The organism is Anaerobacillus sp. MEB173, assembly GCF_052119505.1.
Classification (GTDB): domain Bacteria; phylum Bacillota; class Bacilli; order Bacillales; family JBJMAU01; genus JBJMAU01.
Genome location: NZ_JBJMAU010000002.1, coordinates 493,868 through 513,000, shown reverse-complemented (window position 1 = coordinate 513,000; position 19,133 = coordinate 493,868). Strand labels below are relative to the sequence as shown.

General features: G+C 36.1%; 21 protein-coding genes and 1 pseudogene. 17 read left to right on the top strand and 5 right to left on the bottom strand.

What is annotated here, in order from left to right; all coding sequences use genetic code 11:
• The first annotated feature begins 45 nt into the window (after positions 1-45).
• From ACJ2A9_RS07115 to ACJ2A9_RS07090, 6 genes are all read left to right on the top strand, one after another.
• Entirely contained in the window at positions 46-393 is a 348-nt protein-coding gene (locus ACJ2A9_RS07115; RefSeq protein ID WP_441420917.1) for a YlbF family regulator, read from the top strand.
• Positions 394-590: 197 nt separating this feature from the next.
• Positions 591-1,955 carry an FAD-binding oxidoreductase gene (locus ACJ2A9_RS07110; RefSeq protein ID WP_441420916.1) on the top strand — a complete coding sequence of 455 codons (1,365 nt, stop codon included), beginning with the start codon at positions 591-593 and terminating at the stop codon, positions 1,953-1,955.
• A gap of 93 nt (positions 1,956-2,048) precedes the next feature.
• Positions 2,049-2,897, top strand: coding sequence for a Cof-type HAD-IIB family hydrolase (locus ACJ2A9_RS07105; RefSeq protein WP_441420915.1), 849 nt, complete (start codon positions 2,049-2,051; stop codon positions 2,895-2,897).
• 213 nt (positions 2,898-3,110) lie between these two features.
• Positions 3,111-4,151, top strand: a complete 1,041-nt coding sequence (dctP, locus tag ACJ2A9_RS07100; protein WP_441420914.1) for a TRAP transporter substrate-binding protein DctP — start codon at positions 3,111-3,113, stop codon at positions 4,149-4,151.
• Positions 4,152-4,237: 86 nt separating this feature from the next.
• Positions 4,238-4,714 (top strand): TRAP transporter small permease, encoded by a 477-nt coding sequence (locus ACJ2A9_RS07095; protein ID WP_441420913.1) that lies wholly within the window; start codon positions 4,238-4,240, stop codon positions 4,712-4,714.
• Between the two features lie 16 nt (positions 4,715-4,730).
• The gene (locus ACJ2A9_RS07090; protein WP_441420912.1) at positions 4,731-6,017 is read left to right on the top strand and encodes a TRAP transporter large permease; all 1,287 of its coding nucleotides are present in this window, start codon (positions 4,731-4,733) and stop codon (positions 6,015-6,017) included.
• Positions 6,018-6,061: 44 nt separating this feature from the next.
• Here ACJ2A9_RS07090 and ACJ2A9_RS07085 read toward each other — a convergent pair whose 3' ends face one another.
• On the bottom strand, positions 6,062-6,247 hold the full coding sequence (locus ACJ2A9_RS07085) for a YhzD family protein (RefSeq protein ID WP_441420911.1): 186 nt from the start codon (positions 6,245-6,247) through the stop codon (positions 6,062-6,064).
• Between the two features lie 162 nt (positions 6,248-6,409).
• Here ACJ2A9_RS07085 and ACJ2A9_RS07080 point away from each other — a divergent pair, with 162 nt between their 5' ends.
• The 7 genes from ACJ2A9_RS07080 (at position 6,410) to ACJ2A9_RS07050 (ending at position 14,857) form a co-directional block, all read left to right on the top strand.
• Positions 6,410-6,736 carry a hypothetical protein gene (locus tag ACJ2A9_RS07080; protein ID WP_441420910.1) on the top strand — a complete coding sequence of 109 codons (327 nt, stop codon included), beginning with the start codon at positions 6,410-6,412 and terminating at the stop codon, positions 6,734-6,736.
• A 221-nt stretch (positions 6,737-6,957) separates the two neighbouring features.
• Positions 6,958-8,196, top strand: coding sequence for a metallophosphoesterase family protein (locus ACJ2A9_RS07075; protein ID WP_441420909.1), 1,239 nt, complete (start codon positions 6,958-6,960; stop codon positions 8,194-8,196).
• On the top strand, positions 8,193-11,198 hold the full coding sequence (locus tag ACJ2A9_RS07070; RefSeq protein WP_441420908.1) for an AAA family ATPase: 3,006 nt from the start codon (positions 8,193-8,195) through the stop codon (positions 11,196-11,198). Before ACJ2A9_RS07075 ends, ACJ2A9_RS07070 begins: the two co-directional genes overlap by 4 nt.
• Before the next feature lie 101 nt (positions 11,199-11,299).
• Entirely contained in the window at positions 11,300-11,980 is a 681-nt protein-coding gene (locus ACJ2A9_RS07065; protein ID WP_441420907.1) for a response regulator transcription factor, read from the top strand.
• The gene (locus ACJ2A9_RS07060; protein ID WP_441420906.1) at positions 11,977-13,323 is read left to right on the top strand and encodes a sensor histidine kinase; all 1,347 of its coding nucleotides are present in this window, start codon (positions 11,977-11,979) and stop codon (positions 13,321-13,323) included. The genes ACJ2A9_RS07065 and ACJ2A9_RS07060 overlap by 4 nt, the downstream gene beginning before the upstream one ends.
• A 124-nt stretch (positions 13,324-13,447) precedes the next feature.
• Entirely contained in the window at positions 13,448-14,407 is a 960-nt protein-coding gene (gene yhaM / locus ACJ2A9_RS07055; protein WP_441420905.1) for a 3'-5' exoribonuclease YhaM, read from the top strand.
• Positions 14,408-14,674: 267 nt separating this feature from the next.
• Positions 14,675-14,857: a sporulation YhaL family protein gene (locus tag ACJ2A9_RS07050; RefSeq protein ID WP_441421044.1), complete on the top strand. Its 183-nt coding sequence runs from the start codon at positions 14,675-14,677 to the stop codon at positions 14,855-14,857.
• Positions 14,858-14,898: 41 nt separating this feature from the next.
• Here ACJ2A9_RS07050 and ACJ2A9_RS07045 read toward each other — a convergent pair.
• Positions 14,899-14,988, bottom strand: a pseudogene (locus ACJ2A9_RS07045) (YjcZ family sporulation protein); the annotation flags it as partial.
• Between the two features lie 141 nt (positions 14,989-15,129).
• Positions 15,130-16,014, bottom strand: coding sequence for a peptidylprolyl isomerase (locus ACJ2A9_RS07040; RefSeq protein ID WP_441420904.1), 885 nt, complete (start codon positions 16,012-16,014; stop codon positions 15,130-15,132).
• Positions 16,015-16,312: 298 nt separating this feature from the next.
• On the opposite strand from ACJ2A9_RS07040, the gene ACJ2A9_RS07035 reads away from it, so the two are divergent.
• Positions 16,313-16,396, top strand: coding sequence for a YjcZ family sporulation protein (locus ACJ2A9_RS07035; RefSeq protein WP_441421043.1), 84 nt, complete (start codon positions 16,313-16,315; stop codon positions 16,394-16,396).
• Positions 16,397-16,443: 47 nt separating this feature from the next.
• On the top strand, positions 16,444-16,530 hold the full coding sequence (locus ACJ2A9_RS07030) for a YjcZ family sporulation protein (protein WP_441421042.1): 87 nt from the start codon (positions 16,444-16,446) through the stop codon (positions 16,528-16,530).
• Between the two features lie 41 nt (positions 16,531-16,571).
• On the opposite strand, the gene ACJ2A9_RS07025 is transcribed toward ACJ2A9_RS07030, so the two are convergent.
• On the bottom strand, positions 16,572-16,754 hold the full coding sequence (locus ACJ2A9_RS07025) for a hypothetical protein (RefSeq protein ID WP_441420903.1): 183 nt from the start codon (positions 16,752-16,754) through the stop codon (positions 16,572-16,574).
• Between the two features lie 174 nt (positions 16,755-16,928).
• Between ACJ2A9_RS07025 and ACJ2A9_RS07020 the strand changes: the two genes are divergently transcribed.
• Positions 16,929-17,528, top strand: a complete 600-nt coding sequence (locus tag ACJ2A9_RS07020) for a YpmS family protein (protein ID WP_441420902.1) — start codon at positions 16,929-16,931, stop codon at positions 17,526-17,528.
• A 33-nt stretch (positions 17,529-17,561) separates the two neighbouring features.
• Positions 17,562-18,389 (top strand): CPBP family intramembrane glutamic endopeptidase, encoded by an 828-nt coding sequence (locus ACJ2A9_RS07015; protein ID WP_441420901.1) that lies wholly within the window; start codon positions 17,562-17,564, stop codon positions 18,387-18,389.
• 40 nt (positions 18,390-18,429) lie between these two features.
• Here the strand turns inward: ACJ2A9_RS07015 and ACJ2A9_RS07010 are convergent, their stop codons facing one another.
• Positions 18,430-18,972 (bottom strand): DUF3267 domain-containing protein, encoded by a 543-nt coding sequence (locus tag ACJ2A9_RS07010; RefSeq protein ID WP_441420900.1) that lies wholly within the window; start codon positions 18,970-18,972, stop codon positions 18,430-18,432.
• Positions 18,973-19,133 lie beyond the last annotated feature (161 nt).

Below are 19,133 nucleotides of genomic sequence, written 5' to 3'. Positions count from 1 at the left end.
GTATAGTCGGTTAGAAATAAAATTTAAGGAGGCTATATATCCCAAATGGCAAATGTTTATGACAAAGCACACGAATTAGCTGGTGTATTAAGAGAAAGTGATGAATTTAAAAGCTTAAAAAGCTTACATGAGCAGATCAATAGTGATGAAGTTTCAAAAAAAATGCTTGATAACTTTCGTAATATGCAATTAGAACTGCAGCAAAAACAAATGCAAGGTTTAGAAATTACAGAAGAAGAAGTAACAAAAGCACAACAGCAATTTGAACTTGTTCAACAGCATGCAACAATCTCTAAATTAATGGAAGCTGAGCAACGCTTGAGTGTTGTGATTGGCGATATTAATAAAATTGTAACTGAACCATTAGAAGATCTTTATGGTGTTGGTAAGTAAAAAATAAATATTATCGAAAGAACCTCTGTTTTCATATGCGGAGGTTCTTTTTGTTATATGGATTAGCAGTAATAAAAAGCTCGACACCGTTCAACAACAATTGACTAAATAATTGAACAATAATAAAATTAAAATAATTTATTAATTTTGCCAAGTGACAGGTAAGTGTTTGATCAATAGAAAAACGGAGGGCTTTTATGAATCTTATTACTGAATTGAAGAAAATCGTAGCTGAGGACCAAGTGACAACAAATGAAACGATTTTGGAACAGCATAGTAAGGATGAATCGTATCACACGCCATGCCTTCCTGATGTCGTTGTTTTTCCGAAAACGACTAATGAAGTGAGTCGCATTTTGAAGTTTGCCAATGAAAATGAGTTGCCAGTTGTCCCCTTTGGATTAGGGTCCAGTGTTGAAGGGCATGTCATTCCATACCATGGTGGAATTTCACTGGATATGTCTTTAATGGATAAGGTGCTAGAAGTACGGCCTGAGGACTTTTTAGTAAAAGTACAGCCAGGTGTTACAAGGGATCAGCTTAATAAGGAACTTAAAAAATATGGTTTGTTTTTCTCGGTTGATCCAGGAGCGAATGCAACGTTAGGAGGAATGGCAGCGACGAATGCGAGTGGGACAACTTCAGTAAAATATGGAATTATGCGTGATCAAGTCCGTGACTTAGAAGTTGTTTTGGCCAATGGAGAAGTTATCCATACAGGAAATTTAGCGGCTAAATCTTCATCAGGCTATCACTTAAACAGTCTATTTGTCGGATCAGAGGGTACGCTCGGTATTTTCACAGAGTTAACGCTGAAAGTTTATGGTATTCCTGAAGTGATTATGGCTGCTAGAGCATCATTTCCAACGACAAATGATGCTATTCAGGCAGTTGTTGGTATCTTGTCTGCCGGAATACCAATCGCAAGGGTTGAGTTGATTGATGCAAGATCGATGAAGCAAGTGAATCTTCATAGCGGTACTTCTTACCCTGAGAAACCGACGTTGTTTATCGAATTCCATGGTAATGATGCGGGCTTAAAGCAAGATGCTGACTTTACGAAAGAGATTGTCCATGAAGCCGGGAGCCGTGATTTTACCTTTGAAAAAGACTCTAACGCCAGAAAACAATTGTGGGATGCTAGACATAATTTAGCCTATGCTTTTATTCATGGTTCACCAGGGAAAAAACTGATCGGAACAGATGTATGTTTACCTATTTCTGAATTAGCTGGAGCTCTGGAACACGCAAGGCAAGTAATGGACCGCATAGGGATTGATGGTGCATTGCAAGGTCATGTAGGTGATGGGAATTATCATTCAATCGTGATGATTGATATTAATAATGATGATGAGCTGGCTAAAGCAAACGAGTTTAATTCTGAGATCGTTACCTATGCATTAGCTAGAGGGGGAACATGCACAGGTGAGCATGGTGTTGGTGTTGGTAAAGCAAAGTATCAACGAAAAGAACACGGCAATGCCTTTGATGTCATGTTGTCAATTAAAAAATCACTTGATCCGAGAGGAATTCTAAATCCCGGAAAAGTCATCGTTGAATAAGCTTATTTCATTCTAAATTCTAAATTATACATTCTAAATTCGCAATTGCCCTCATACGTTTTATCATAAATAGATTGAACTTCGAAGAGGGGGATGAATGTGACTTATCGCTTACTAGCTCTAGATGTAGATGGAACACTTCTTCGGTCAAACCATCGCCTTAGCCGCCAAACAAAGGAAGCCATTGAATTTGTCAAAAGAAAAGGTGTGTACGTGACTCTCGCAACAGGAAGAGCTTTTCCTTCGGCGCAGAAGATTGCCAAAGAATTGAAATTAGAGACGGACCTTATTACTCATGGTGGGGCATTCATAGGTTCTTCCATTGATGAGCCTATATATGAAAGAAGGTTAAATCCTGAAAAGGCATATCATATTGTAGAAATTTTAGAGAAATATAAGAGTCATATTCGGATTCTGCATGAACGTTACTCGATTGGGAATAAAATTCGCCAAAAAAATTACATCATTGCAAAGATGACGATTGGAGTTGGTGATCCGTTATTTTATCCGATGACGTTTGTTGATTCCCTAAGTAATTATCTCATTGATAATCCAATTGCGGCACCGAAAATATGTGCTCACTTCAGGGATGAATCTGAGCGGTTAGATGCGATAGAGGCAATTCATGAACAAATACCAAATGTACGGATTACCTCATCTAGTGAGGGAAGCCTGGAGATTGTATCTGCCGGGGTATCCAAGGCTCGTGGTCTGCAAATTCTTGGAGCGAAATTAGGGATTAACCTCGATCAAATGGTAGCCATTGGTGCATATGAAAATGATAAGGAAATGATCACACAAGTTGGTTTGGGTGTAGCGATGGGCAATGCACCAAAAGATGTCAAGGATCTTGCAGATTGGGTGACAAGAACGAATGATCAACAGGGTGTTGCTTATATGGTAAAAGAAGTCTTCAGAAAACAACTTCGAGTAGAATTATAAATGATATCTCCCCTAAAATAGGGGGGATTTTTCGTTTTATTAGGATATGTGAACTAGTTTACTGCCTTATTCTACTTAAATGGACAAAATTTAAAACAATTTTAGACAAAATTAACTGATAATATTGACTATTTTAACTGTTTACCGTATAGTTTTTTGTTATAGACAATAAAATTTATCGCTTTAAAGCGTTTTAAGGGAGAGGGAATGACTATGCAGAAAACGAAGCAAATCCTTTTATTCGCAGCACTTTTACTAGTATCAGTTATTGTTACAGCTTGTGGTGGTGGAGCTAATGAAACGAATTCAGATTCAGAATCATCAGCTTCAGAATCAAATGAAGAAACGATTACTTTAGAATTAGGACATATTGCTCCAGCTGATCATGGTTACCAATTAGGACTTGAACAATTTGTACAAGCTGTTGAGGAAGAATCAAATGGCAAAGTTAAAATTGAAATTTATGGAGCTGGTCAACTTGGTGGCGAGCGCGATATGTCTGAACAAGTTCAGTTAGGTACGCTGGATATGGCATTAATGACAACTGGACCATTAGGTAACTTTGTTCCAAATTTAGCGGTACTTGAAATGCCTTTTTTATTTGAAGATGTAGATCATGCATACCGTGTACTTGATGGAGAAATTGGTGAAGAATTATTGAAAGAACTAGAAGAATCAGGATTTAAAGGGTTTGCTTATTGGGAAAACGGAATTAGAGGAATTAGTAACTCTAAGCACGAGATTCGCACACCGGAAGATATGGCAGGATTAAAGATGCGTACATTAGAAAATGACGTTTTTGTTGAAACATTCCGTGCATTAGGTTCTGACCCGACACCGATTGCTTGGCCAGAAACATATACATCTTTACAACAAGGTGTTGCTGACGGTTTCGATTCACCATATGCTCAATTTGGAACAGCGAAAATGTATGAAGTGCAAGATTACTATACAGAAGCAGGAATCTATTACGCATCAGCTATTCTTATGATGAATATGGATAAATATAATGGTTTACCAGCTGATGTACAAGAGTTACTAGAACGTTTAGGTAAAGAATTTGCTCCAATTCAAAGAGATATTAACAAACAATTAGCAGATGAAAATAAGCAACTTATTCTTGATAATGGTGTAGAGATTGTTGAGGTAGATGAAGTTGATACTGAAGCATTCCGAGCGGCGGTTCAACCAGTCTATGAACGTTTTGCTGATCAATTTGGTGATTATGTAGAACGAATTCAAGCATTGAAATAATAGAGAAAATAGTTACAAGGAGAAAGTGAGAGTAATCTCACTTTCTTTACTATCATTATAAGAGAGTAAAACTAGAGGTGTTTCCGATGTGGACGAAAGGAATTAAATTTATTAATCGGATTGTAGAAAATATATCTGCACTATTTTTAGCAACAATGGTTATTTTGATTTTTATTCAAGTCATTTCAAGGCAATTTATAGGTTCATCATTTGCATGGACAGAGGAAGTATCTAGATATTTAATGATATGGGTAACGTTTTTAGGTGCCAGTGTGGCCTTTCAATATGGTGCACATATTGGAATCGAGTATTTTAAGGAAAAATCCCCTGTTTTCATTCAAAGAGCGTTTGAGATACTGACACTTATTGCTTGTACAGTATTTTTCTATTTCATGATTACAAAAGGGATTGACATTATGAACCGTCAAATGGGACAAACCTCTGCGGCTTTAAAAATTCCAATGGGTTATATCTATTTGGTTATTCCAATTAGTGGGGTCTTAATGTTCCTTAATTTACTTGACATAACTTTTAATAAAAATAAGCAACAGGCAAAGATGTAAGAGAGGACGAAAAGTTATGACGGCCTTATTATTTTTTATACTTATTATTTTATTCATTATTAGCGTACCCATTGCCATTTCTTTAGGATTAGCATCAGTACTTTACTTATTATTCACTGCCGGTGACAATGCTTTAATTCAGCTGCCGCAGAGGATGTTCGCCTCACTTGATTCATTTCCATTAATGGCTGCACCGTTTTTTATCTTAGCAGGGAAGTTGATGGAGCATGGCGGCATTTCAGAACGTCTTGTTGACTTTGCCAAAAGTTTAGTCAGTCAAATGAAAGGTGGACTAGGCCATGTAGCCGTTGTTGCTTGTATGTTCTTTGCTGCTTTGTCAGGGTCAGCGGCAGCAACAACTGCTGCCATAGGTGCCATTTTAATTCCTTCAATGGTAAAAGCGGGATATGATCGTAATTTTGCCACAGCTGTTCATGCGGCAGGTGGAACAACAGGGATTGTTATACCTCCAAGTGTACCGCTTGTACTCTATGGTGTGACTGCTGGTGCCTCAGTAAGTGGTTTGTTTATTGCAGGTATTATTCCTGGTATCATGATCGGTATATCATTAATGATTGTTGTGTATATTATTTCTTCTCTCCGTGGATATGGAGCCGGTTCGACCAAAACAACGTTGAAGGAAATTATCTATACATTTAAGAGAGCCATTCTAGCTTTGATTATGCCGTTTATTATTTTAGGTGGTATATATGGTGGTATTTTTACACCGACAGAAGCGTCAGTTGTCGCTGTTGTTTACGGTTTTATTATCGGAGCTTTTGTTTATAAACAAATTAAATTGAAAGAGCTTAGGGAGATTCTTGTTTCTTCGGTAATCACAACATCCGTTATTTTGTTTATAATTGCAACAGCAGGTTTATTTGGGACAATTTTAACAAGAGAACAAGTGCCACAAAGTGTAGCAAACTTCATCATTGGAGCCGATCTATCACCAGTTATGATCTTGTTGTTTATTAACTTATTTTTATTACTAGTTGGTACATTCATGGAGACAATAGCATCCGTTATTATTTTAACCCCTATTCTGTTGCCTGTTGTCACGAGTATAGGGATGGATCCAATCCACTTTGGAATTATTATGATAGTTAACCTTTCAATTGGTTTAATAACGCCTCCTGTTGGGGTCTCTCTCTTTGTCGGTGCCCGAGTTGGGAACACAAGGTTTGAGCCGCTAGTTAGAGCGATTATTCCATTTTTACTAATGATGTTTGTGAATGTATTGATTATTACGTTTGTTCCGCAGCTGAGTGTGGGAATATTGGAGTTTTTGGGGAAGAAGTAGTTGAAAGTTAAAAGTTGAAAACCGCTCCGGATGGAGCGGTTTTTTTAGTGATGGAAATGTACGAGACCACCTGATGAGCGGGTAACTCGACTCGTATGTTCACTATAATTTTCTTCTGCAAGTCGACGTTGGCCGATTTCTTTTGCTTCTTTATCGTCCTTCGCTTCAAAGCTCTCTTCAAATAATTTTTCTCCTGACTTATCAAAAACTGTAATCACGTATGTTTTCATTGAATCCCCCATCCTTTCCTTCATATATGAAGAAATAAGTAAGTGTAGTATAGTTATATTATTAATATTCTAAATTGATTTTCAATTATGTTCAAGTGTTGTCTTTTGTAACCAGTTTTGCTCTAGGTGAATAACATAGCTGATGTAAGGAGGAGATTCGAGATGAATAAGACCGAAATGCATGAGTTATGTAAAAATCATCTTCATCGCTATGTTCTTGTACGTACGTATGATAATCATGAATATGATGGAATTATTGAAAATGTTGATAATGATAATCTCTACTTAGCTGTACCAGTCGGAGGAATGGATAGAGGCGAAAATCTAGACAATGAAGAACGCTTTTTTGGACCTGGTTGGTATGGAGGATTTCCTTATTACGGATCCCCATATTATGGTTATCCTTTTTATCCTAGACCTGTACGATTTAGAAGTTTAGTGTTACCTTTGGCAGCACTAACAGCATTAGCATTACTACCTTATTATTAATTTATTTTTTTCAATTAGATAGAACTTTCATATATTATTATTCTTTAGAAAGGTAAGGTATAGCTCCCTTACCTTATTTGTTTTTCTATAAAAATTATCAGCAAATTTTAACTAAGATTTACAAAATATACATGGTTTTCGATAGAACGTTTGATCGGTATGGGTATGATTCGTTATAATACTAGGTAAGTGAGTAGTTTAGGGGAAAGGGACGAAGTGAAATGGAACAAATACGGTTTATCCATACAGCAGATTTGCATCTTGATAGTCCATTCAAAGGCTTAAATCAGCTTCCGGCAAAGATTTTAAAACGGGTTCAAGAAAGTACGTTTGTTGCTTTACAAAAATTAGTTGATCTTGCGATAGATGAAAACATAGATTTTTTGCTTATAGCGGGTGATCTTTATGATGGTGAGGATCGGAGCTTGCGTGCGCAATCTCGTTTTAAAAAAGAAATGGAACGGTTACAAGAGCATAACATACAAGTGTACATTATTCATGGAAATCATGATCATTTAAGCGGGAAGTGGGCGAAGCTCCAATGGCCTGATAATGTCCATTTTTTCGGAGAGAATGTAGAGGGCATACCATTTAGAAAGAATGGGGAAATCATAGCTTACATATATGGCTTTAGCTATCCAAAACAAGCGGTTTATGAACAAATGATAACACAGTATGAGAAACATAAAGAAGACGTATACCATATTGGATTGCTTCACGGACAGATTGAGGGAAATCAAGACCATGATCCCTATGCCCCTTTTTCACTTAAAGACTTGATTGATAAAGGATTTGATTACTGGGCATTAGGACATATCCATAAGTATCAGCAACTTTATGATGAGCCGTTAGTAATCTACCCCGGAAATATCCAAGGTCGTCATATAAAAGAAACTGGTGAAAAAGGGTGCGTTCTTATCCAATTAGATCAAGATAGCGCAAAGTCAACCTTTCATTGTACCTCAGATATTATTTGGAATGAGGTACTGCTTTCTATTGATGGTGTAACAACTGTTCAACAGCTCATTAGCAAATGTGAAGATGTAATAGAGTCATATAGAAATAACGGTCAAGGAGTTTTCTTACGACTAATTTTTGAGGGGAGTGGACCATTACACTCATATTTAATGGATCAAGAACGGTTACAAGAGCTCCTTTTAACGGTGACTGATGAAGAAGAAAACGAACAGGACTTTGTTTGGATTATTTCTCACAGGGTGCATACAACGGCTAGCTGGAACCGTCAAAACCTTCGTGAAGAAGAGCATCTGGTAGGGGACATCGTGCGGTTAGTTGATGAGAAAGAAGAGGAATTTGTCCAAGGAGCGATTTCTGAATTATATTCTCACCACCGTACAAGAAGATATTTAGAGCAATTGTCAGAAGAAGATTATCAAGCCATTCTGAGAGAGGCTGAAGCTTTACTTCTAACAGATCTGTTGAGGGAGAGAGTTGAATGAGGATAACGAGTCTGCATATTTATGGATTTGGAAAATTAGAAGATGTTTATATTCAATCATTATCTCCGAAGTTGCAAATTTTTTATGGGGAAAATGAAGCAGGCAAATCAACGATAATGGCCTTTATTCGTTGCATATTATTTGGGTTTCCGACTAGACAGCAAAGCGAGCTGCGTTATGAGCCAAAACGAGGGAGTAAGTATGGTGGAAAAATCACGCTAGTAATGAAGGATGGCGAAACTATTTCAATTGAACGTATTGCCGGCAAAGCAACAGGAAAAGTGACGGTTTATTATGAAAATGGATCTGTAGCGGGGGAAGAGGCACTTCCATCAATTTATGCAGGAATGGATCGGTCACTGTTTCAAGGGATTTTTGCGTTTGATCTAGACGGTCTTCAAGGGATGGAGCAATTAAAGTCTGATGATCTAGGACATTACTTGTATGGTGTCGGCTTGACCGGAGATGTTTCCTTAGTAGAGATTGAAAAAAAGCTTGAAAGAGTACAAGGAGAATTATACAAACCGAACGGGAAGAAACCGGTTCTTAATCAGCAAGTACAGAAGCTTCGACAGATTGAAGAGGAGCTAAAGCAAAAACAGCAAAACAACAGTTCATATCAACAACTAATAAATGAAAAGGCAAATGCAATATCAGAGATGAATAGGATTGATAGGGATATATCCCGCTTAAAACAGGAGGTGCGTTGTTTTGAACAATTACAAAGTCTTGAGCCATTAGTGAAGGAAAAGAATGTATTACAATTGCAATTAAGTCAATTACCGGTCTGCGAGCCATTTCCTGAAGATGGACTGGACCGTTTAGAACAGTTTAAATCCCATTTATTAAATTTGGAAGAGGAACTGTTAGAAGTTGAAAAGATGATGAGTCAATTGTCAGTCGAAATGGATAATATCATTTTCAACGATGAATGGTTATCATTAGAATATGAGGTTAAAAAAATAAGAGAAAATCTTCGCTATTATAAGGCAAAGAAAGAAGAAATTAATCAAAAGAAAAAGGCAATCATTGATCAAAATGAAGAAATATCTGCTTTGATGGATCGAATAGGGACTACTCTCAGCGAAGAAACAATAATGGATTGTGATACGGGATATATAGCAAAAGAGAAACTGAAAGTAATCATTCATGAAAGAAACAGTTTGATACAACGGCTTGAAATAGTACAGGCTGAAGTTGAGAAATTTGAGCTTGAAATAAACAGTACGGAAAATAAGTTGTATAGTTTGCAACAAAAAATTATACCTGAATCTTTGAAAGAAGAGATGATAAATAGACAACAGGTCAGTGAACGGGATCGAAAACTTGATCAATCTATCGAACAATTAAGTAAGCAATTAGAGCAGTTAAAGCAAAGTGAGGAAAGCACAAAGTCACCTCTGATACTGCTATCTACTGCTATTATCTTGTTACTTGGAATCTGGCAGTTAGTAAATCAACAATGGGTTATCGCAGTGATGATGCTTATCATTGGAACAATTTTGTTTCTTCTGCAACAAGGGAGGAAAAGAAATTCTTCGCTAACGAATCTGATATCAAAGTTGGAGAAAGAAAAACAGCAATTGCAAGAAGAAAAAGGGACGAATAGAGGACATGTTTCAATAGATGAACATGTAATTTTAAAAGAACGCCAAATGTTAGAGGAGAATGTGTCTGTCGAACAACAGGTGGCTTACTATCAATTGAAGGCAAAAGATCACAGACAATCATATGCATTAGCATCTACACAAGAAGATCAGTATAAATATCAGTTGCGCGAGAGTGATGAATTGTTCTTCAAATGGTGTAATGACTATCACTTCCCGCCACTGTTTTCTCTGGATCATGCTTTAGATTTGGTTGAAATGATTGAACAGCTAAAGGCGAGATATAGAATGAGAAACAGGATTGAAACAGAAATTCTACAATTAGAAGAGGAGTTAGAGACAGCAGAATCAGATATTAGACATCTATGTAATGTCTTTCAGTTACCTTATGAGCAGGAACATTTTCGTTTAGTTGAAAAGATGACTTCAATGATTGAAGATGATAAGCAGCAAAAGGAAAAACAGAGGACATTACGAGAGAAAATAAAAGAATGGAATCAACGTCATATCGTCATTAAAGAAAAAATCATTCAGTATGAACAACGTTGTGACGAGCTTTTTGGTCAAGGAGAATGTTCTGATGAAAATTCATTTCGGGTGAAAGCAAAGGCCTGGAAAGAGAGTAGAATGCTATTAGAAAAAATAGCTTTGATGACTCATCAAATGGTCATTGTGCTAAAAGAAGAAAAGCAAATGGAGCAAGTAGAACAACAGATAATGGACAATAAAGAGAATTATGGTGATCAGATCGCAAAACATGAGAGTTTGATTAACAAATTAGAAGAAGAATATAAACAATATGCTTTCCAAAAATCCAAACTCGATTTTACTCTGCAGGAGTTAGAGAAAGGAACTTCCTATTCAGAGAAATTGCATGAATTTGCTAACTTAAAAGGCCAGTTTCAGGAAGGTGCAAGATCTTGGGCGGTATATAGTGTAGCAAAAAAATTATTAAAAGATGCGAAAGCGATTTATGAAAATGAAAGACAACCGAAGGTGATCCAGGAAGCGGTTAAATACTTTCAAATCATGACGAATCATCAATATGTTAAATTGTATGCTCCAGTTGGTGAGGAACGATTTATTGTCGAGAGGTATGATGGGGTAAGATTTAATCCTAATGAACTTAGTAAAGGAACTGCCGAGCAGTTATATTTATGTTTACGTTTAGCACTTGCAAACGTTTATCCATCATCCTCTCCGTTTCCAATCATCATGGATGATGTCCTCGTGAATTTTGATGAAGAAAGAAGAAATCGAGCCATTGTCGTTATTGAAGAAATCGCTCACCATCACCAAATTCTGTTTTTTACTTGTCACGACCATATTGTTCAAGCCTTCAAAGAAAAAGAAGGACACGTGTTGGATCTAGAAAAGGAATTTAGCCAATCTTAACTTTTCAATCGTTGAAGAATGATAACTTTATGTTGTTACGTTAAAATAGAAATTAGATTGAAAGACAGAGTAGTGACTTGAATAAGAGAGGGGCCACTAGGATGGAACAGAAACAATTTGTTATTCACTTAGTTGAAGACGAAAAAAACTTATCTCACGTATTGAAAGCCTACTTGGAGAAGGAAGGCTGGAATATCCGTGTATTTGATGATGGTGATTCGGCAAATGAGGCAATAAAAGAAGAACCTCACCTTTGGATTTTAGATATTATGTTACCTGGAATGGATGGTTATCAACTATTAAAAGCCATTAAGGAACATGGCGATACTCCAGTCATTTTTATTTCTGCAAGAGACCAAGATTTAGACCGGATACTCGGACTTGAAATGGGAAGTGATGACTATTTAGCCAAACCTTTTCTACCTCAAGAGTTAGTGATCCGTGCGAAAAAACTACTCCAGCGTATTTATGGCAGTCAAATGAGTCATGAAACAAAGAAAATAGAATTGAATGGCTATGTAATTGATCCGCTATCACGCACGGTGTTTGATGGGGATGAAAAGGTAGAATTAACAACCAAGGAAATGGATCTCATCATTCTACTTACAACTAACTTAGGGCAGGCTCTATCAAGAGAAAGTATTATTGAACATGTATGGGGAGCCAATTACTTTGGTTCTGAACGCGCAGTTGACGATGTCGTCCGTCGAGTCCGAAAGAAAATGTCACGGATACATTTAGAAACATTATATGGTTATGGATATAGGGTATTGTCTTCATGAAATTGAAAGTTAATTTGACACAACGAATTTGGTTGTCGTTTATTTTACTTATTGCTCTTGTTGGTCTACTGCTAGTTATTATATATCCGATTTCAATAAAAGGTACGTTAACCGAAGAAACGTATCGAATTATTGAGCAGGAGCAAGCGCGTTTTACGAATCCATTTAGTGACTATATTCCGCCGCCAAAGACAGAATTAGATTTTATTGAGCGCCGTGATGCCGAAAGATCGGTAGGCCATTTATTTGTCTTAAATCAATTTGGAAAGCTGCAAGGTGACCCAGTCCCTAAAGATGTTTTGCAAGAAATGGGGGAGAACGCCTATAATCAACAAGGGGAACGCGGCAGATATGAGTTAACGTACAGGGGGGCAACGCTTTTTTATGTTGTGACAAGAATTCAAACGTTGCAAGGAGAAGCCTTCCAAATCTCTTATATGTGGGATACGTACCGTGATCAAATGGTTAATCGATTATGGGGAAGATTACTGTATATTTTATTATTTGCCAGTATTCTAAGCTTGCTCCCGGCCATATGGCTAAAGCGATATTTACGACAGCCACTTATTATTCTGGGGGATCATTTTGAAAAAATTTCCGAACGAAATTGGCAGGAACCTTTCAAATGGAAAGGTGATGAAGATTTCCAAAAGCTTTCAAATCAATTTGAGAAGATGAGACAAAATTTAATACGCTATGATCGTGCTCAAAAAACATTTATTCAGCATGCTTCCCATGAGTTAAAAACACCAATTATGGTTGTAAAAAGCTATGCTCAATCAGTAAAAGACGGGATCCTTCCTTGTGAAAATATTGAACAAACAATGGATGTTATTTTAGAGGAATCAAACCGCATGGAAAAGCGTGTGAAGGATATGCTGTATTTTACAAAGCTAGATACGCTAAAAGATAAGAAATTAGTCCGGGAGACGTTTGTTTTTGGAGCGATTGCTTTTCAAATCGAAGAACGTTTTCGGGTTCAGCGAGAAGATGTTTCGTTTATTATCGAAGGAGCAAGTGTGAAGCTAAGTGGAGATAAAGAGCAATTAGTCGTTCTAATAGAAAATTTAGTGGAAAATGCCCTTCGTTATGCTGAAAGTGAAATTATCATAAAAGCTGAAGAGGCAGATAACGATGTGATCATATCTGTACAAAACAATGGTGAGCCAATACCACAATCAGAATTGGAACATATTTTTAATCCGTTTTATAAAGGTAATAAAGGTCAGTTTGGTTTAGGCTTAGCTATTGTAAAAAGAATTGCTGAAATTCATGATGGAAAGCCATCTGTAAAAAATGTTGATACTGGTGTTGAATTTTCAATTGTATTACCTAAATCATAAAAAAATAGGATAAAACCTTCCTGCGTAAATGCTTAAGGAAGGTTTTTTTCTGATACAACAGAGATGAACAATATTGTATGCTATACTATTTGAAAGAATGTTCGTTGAATGGGGGAAGAGTATAGTGAGCAAAGGAATAATCCATCACAATATAGGTGACAAAGTAGAATGTTACTTGCTGATTAAATCAGCAATAAAAGCGACGGCCAGTAATGGGAAACCGTTTTTAACTTTAATTTTATGCGATCATACAGGGGAAATTGAAGCGAAGTTATGGGGATGTTCTCCAGAGGATGAAGCTGTTTTTATCGGACAAGCCATTGTAAATGTAATTGGAGACATCAATGATTATCGTGGAAAAAAACAATTAAAAATAAAAAGCATCCGTCCTACTACAGCCATGGACCATGTTAAAGTTTCTGATTTTCTCAAATCCGCCCCAATCGATCCCGAAGAAATGTATGAAAGAATTACTCAATACATATTCGAAATGAAAAACTCAAATATACAAAGGATTACTAGACAGCTGTTGAAAAATCATCGTGACGCATTTTTACAATCGCCTGCAGCAACAAAGAATCATCATGAATTTGTTTCAGGCCTAGCTTACCATGTTGTTTCGATGTTAGATGTGGCAAGAGCGATTGCGAATTTATACCCGAGCCTTGATACAGATTTGTTATATGCAGGTGTTATTCTTCATGACTTAGGTAAGGTAAGGGAGCTCTCGGGACCTATATCAACGGCGTATACAATTGAAGGGAAGTTGCTCGGTCATATTTCAATTATGGTTAATGAAATTGGACAGACGGCAAAAGATTTAGGGATAGAAGGGGAAGAAGTGCTGATCTTACAGCACCTCGTTTTGAGTCATCACTCCAAAGGAGAATGGGGGAGTCCTAAACCACCGTTAGTTCGTGAAGCAGAGATATTGCATATGATTGATAATATAGATGCAAAGATGAACATGTTGGATCGTGCGTTAGAGCGTGTTCAGCCTGGAGAGTTCTCAGAACGAGTAATGTCACTCGATAACCGCTCTTTCTACAAGCCAACATTCCACGAACCACCGTTGGATATTTAAAAAGCGAATGTAGAATTTAGAGTTAAAAGATTTTTAAGCTTTATCAATGAAGAACAACATTGAATTACTCAAATAATTCTACATTCTAAATTATAAATTAAATTTAGTATATTCCCTTATCTTAGAGCATATTTTGTTAACAGAAGGCTTGTCTAAGAAAGGGGAATCATTATGAAAATTAGTAAATTAGGATTTATTATGATTGGATTAATAGTAGCCTTTTTTCTGATTGGATCAATAAGTACACTAGGACCGCTTTGGAGTACAATAATGGCTAGTCCTTGGTGGACGTATATTATCATTGCTGGAATCATTCTAAGTGGTTATATGTTTACTAAACATTCGAGAGAAGAATATCGTGACGAACAGCAATTTATTGAACAAGAAGGAGAAGTTTATATGAAAAGACTAGCAGAAGAGAAAAAACGGCGTGAGAAAGCATCATCATAAGAAAAAAGGACTGCCAACACAGTCCTTTTTTTCTCTAATTATTAGTACCCTACGTAAGCAGCCCCTACAATGATTAATAGGATAAATAATACAACAATTAATGTGAATCCCCCGTAACCTGTTGTGCATCCAGACATGTTCATCATCCTTTCAAAGTAATTGAGGGAGGACGTATCCCCACTAACTACTGTATGAAATGACATACAAACGTGTACTAGGCAAACGCGGAAAAAATAAATGAGCGATTGAATCGCCATTAGAGTAAATATTGATTATCTATCAAATAGTGTCTTATATCGGCTATCATGAACTTTAATATTTGCTTCACCAAAAAGCTCTTTTTCAATTTCTTGGGTGGTTTTTGCTTGTTGTTGAGCTAAGCGGTTTTGAATACGATCTTTTACATCTTCATAACTAAATTCTTGCTGCCCTGTTACTTCGATAATATGAAATCCAAATTGTGATTCTACGGGCTCGCTAATTTCACCAATATCAAGTGAAAATGCAGCTTCTTCAAACGGTGCTACCATCATTCCTTTACTAAAGTAGCCTAGGTCACCGCCCTTAGCTCCTGATCCAGTATCAATCGAGTGTTCTTTTGCTAATTCAGCAAAATCTTCCCCAGCATTAATTTTAGCGATAATGTCATTTGCTGTTTCTTCATCCTCAACTAAAATGTGTCGAGCTTCTACTTCAGAAAACTCCTCGAGATTTTCCTCATAATACTCTCTGATTTCTTCCTCGGAAATTTCTACACCGGCTGTTTGTAAACGTGTAAAGACGATTTGAGCCGGGACAAAATTTTCACGGAATTCTTCAATGCTGTTCACACCTAATTGCATTTGAATAGTCATTAGAAATTGCTCGTCATTTTCAAAATCAGCTTTCATTCTTTCTAACTCTGCATCGATTTCTTCATCGGTAATGCCCATCTCTTTTGCTTTTGCTTCGATAATTTTGGCTTGTACGATTTCAGTTAATACTTGTTCTCCGTGCTTTTCTTGCAGCCTCTCCAAAAACTCTGCTTCTGTTACATTTCCAACACTTGTCTCCACGAGAATCTCATTCGAACCAGCCTCAGGTGCAGTACTATTATTACATGCTGATAAAACTAAAACCCCAGCTATAGCAATTGAAAGAAATATTTGTTTTTTCATGTGTGGCCATCTCCCTTATCATCTACCTTATTTGTTATTTGTTAGGCATCTGGTTATTTACTTTAAAAAGAAAAATTTTTTATTCCACTGCTTACTATAGCATAAAAATAATCATATTTAAAAATGGTTTATGTCATTATTTGAAAAATGACATAGATAAGTCAAATTTATGACGATGTTACAAACAAATTAATGAGGGATAGGCAGTTAAATTACATGTAAACAATGATACTCGCCCATTCGTTTAAGTTAGACGCTGCATAGGATAACGTAGAAAAGTCAAAGGAGGTGTTTGTTAATGTCTCACGGATATCACGGTGGATTTGCGTTAATCGTTGTGCTGTTTATTTTATTAATTATTGTAGGTGCTGCTTGGCTGTAAGAGAGGTAGAAAAGCCTGAAAAAAACAAATTGAAAGGATGAATATTCATGAGTCACGCATACTACGGTGGATTTGCGTTAATCGTTGTGCTGTTCATTCTATTAGTAATTGTTGGTGCAGCCTGGGTGTACTAAAATATCAAAAAAAAGGGTAAAGCTAACGATGCTTTACCCTTTTATGTGAAAAAGATTTTTAAATACGATGATGTTAATAAAATGGTGATTAAAATATTAATTGTGCGAAAGACTTTCGGTTGACGTTCCTCAGGAATTTCTTTTTGCAAACAAAGGGAATTTGTCATGGTATTTATCATAAATAAAATAAAGAGTGCGAAAAAAATGTAAAAGGTAACAACCATGTGGTAACCTCCAATATACGTATATCATAGATAACTTTATCAAAATTCTTTCAAAAAAGATAGAGTTAACATCTAGAAATTAATATTAATATAGTGGTTAAACGTCAAAGAACCTATTCAATTCAAAAAAAAACAATAGTCTTGAAATTTTTGAGACTTTTTATGGAGGAAAAAATGAAAGAATTTAGAAGTAAGATATGGATGTATTCTTTCTTCTCGTTAGTATTCTTAATTGTTGTGGCGTTTGTTGTGATTATTGTGATGTTAAATCGTTATGCGCCAGCTGTTGAGGAAAGTAAAGATCCACCTGTAGAATCGATAATTGAAAAAACAGCTACCTTTCAGGTAACAACAACAAAAGATCAATTAAATATCTTAATAACAGAGTGGTTCAAGCAACAGAACGATCTACCTTACACTGTAATATTAGAGGACACCGTTAAGTTTCAAAGTTCTATTGTTTTACTTGGGAGGATTGTTCCAATTACACTGGATTTTGACCCAGAGGTTACAAAGGGTGGGAATATTATTCTTCACTTGCAGTCTTTTAGTATTGGTGGCTTTCAACTGCCAGGTGATATTGTTTTACAGGCTGTAAGAAACGCTGTTGAGCTTCCGAAATGGGTGGAAATTTATGCAGATCAGCAATATGTATATGTTACTATATCAGAAGTGAAATTTAGTGAGTCTATGTCTATCAATGTAATCTCTTTTGATTTAGAAGGAGATGTCATTGAATTTGAATTATATTATCTCCATATGACCGAAAGATAAAAATGAAGCAAATGATCACTTGGGGGCTAGGCGATGAAGATAGGAATAGGACTAGCAAAGACTACAATGATCGTAATAATAGCATATGTACTTATATTGATCGTTTTGGGTATCAGTTATCATTTTGTGCAGTTGTTAGGCATTTCTATGTCGATGACCAGCAGTGGTATTGTACAGACTGTACCTTTTATAATCATTACATGGTTTATCTGGAAGTATATCGGGTACAAGAAATGGAGTATAGGTTTTAAAGAGAAGTATTGGAAAAAAGAACTATGTATCGGGCTTATTGTTGGTTTTTGTTTAATGTCGTTAATCGTCTTGCTCATTTTGACTGCCGATGATGTATCAATCAGATATTATATGGTAAATAAAGAGGTTTTATTGTCATTGGTCCCATTGTTTTTTTTGTTTTTAATGGTTGGTTTTAGTGAAGAATTATTTTCTCGAGGTTTGATAATGGGTGCTGCAAAATATTATGCAGGCAAATGGTTTGCAATTGCTTTTTCAGCAATTGGTTTTTCTTTATTACATGCAGGGAATAATCACTTTTCGTTTGGGCTGCCCTTCATTAACTTAATATTAGCAGGGCTCATGTTTGCTTTATTTAGAGAATGGAGGGGGAGTATTTGGCTTGCTGTAGGACTTCACATTACATGGAATTTCTTTCAAGGCCCAGTGTACGGATTTCGTGTTTCGGGAATCAGTTTGCCATCAATCATTACAATTGATTATATGAGTTACGGATCTCCCTATATTAATGGCGGGGAATTCGGGCCTGAGGGCAGTATGATAACTTCAGTAATTCTAGTAAGTGTTTCTTGTTATCTACTATATAAGCTAGTTCAGAAGGAGTCCTAACGTAAAATAGAAGCGAGTGTTATGTTAGTTGGCTTCTATTTTACGCTGAACGACGTAATAATATATGAAATCCGGTCGAGAAATCTTCTACATATGAATGTTTTGGAGCTTTTATTAATTGTTTCAGGTAAATAAAGTCAGTAACACTAAGTCCGATATTTACTGCTGAAAAGATGGCAAAATAATGTAAATAATAGGGCATAAAGTATGTGCCAATGATACAAAAGCCGGTTATTGTGACGGCCGGAGCTACGACAGATAGAATTGATAAATTCCTCGGGATGGTCCCGTATATACGATAATAAACAAGTGGGATACAGTTTCTGATTATACGTATGCTTAATGTTGCTTTTCGCCTTGTTAACCATATAGGTATACAATGCAAAAGTTTATGCAAAGGTATAATTAATAGAATTCCTACAAAAAAAGCAAGAAAGCCGTATTCAATTAATTCTGTTGTCATTAAAACACTGAATGAAAGATAAAAAATATTAAAATAAGCTAACATAGCAGTTAAGGCGATCATTATCAGACGCCCAGTACTATATTCACGTGATATGTGGATTGACTTCCAGCAGTTCATGATAATGTTCACCCCTAACGTTACAACAACTTTATAAAACGAAAACTATGACTAATTTACGATGTTTTTTAATAGAAATCAATAGGTAAATAAAAATTAGTATAAAATAATAGGAAAGAAACGTGATTAAATTTACTTACTTTCAATGATTATCTATTATA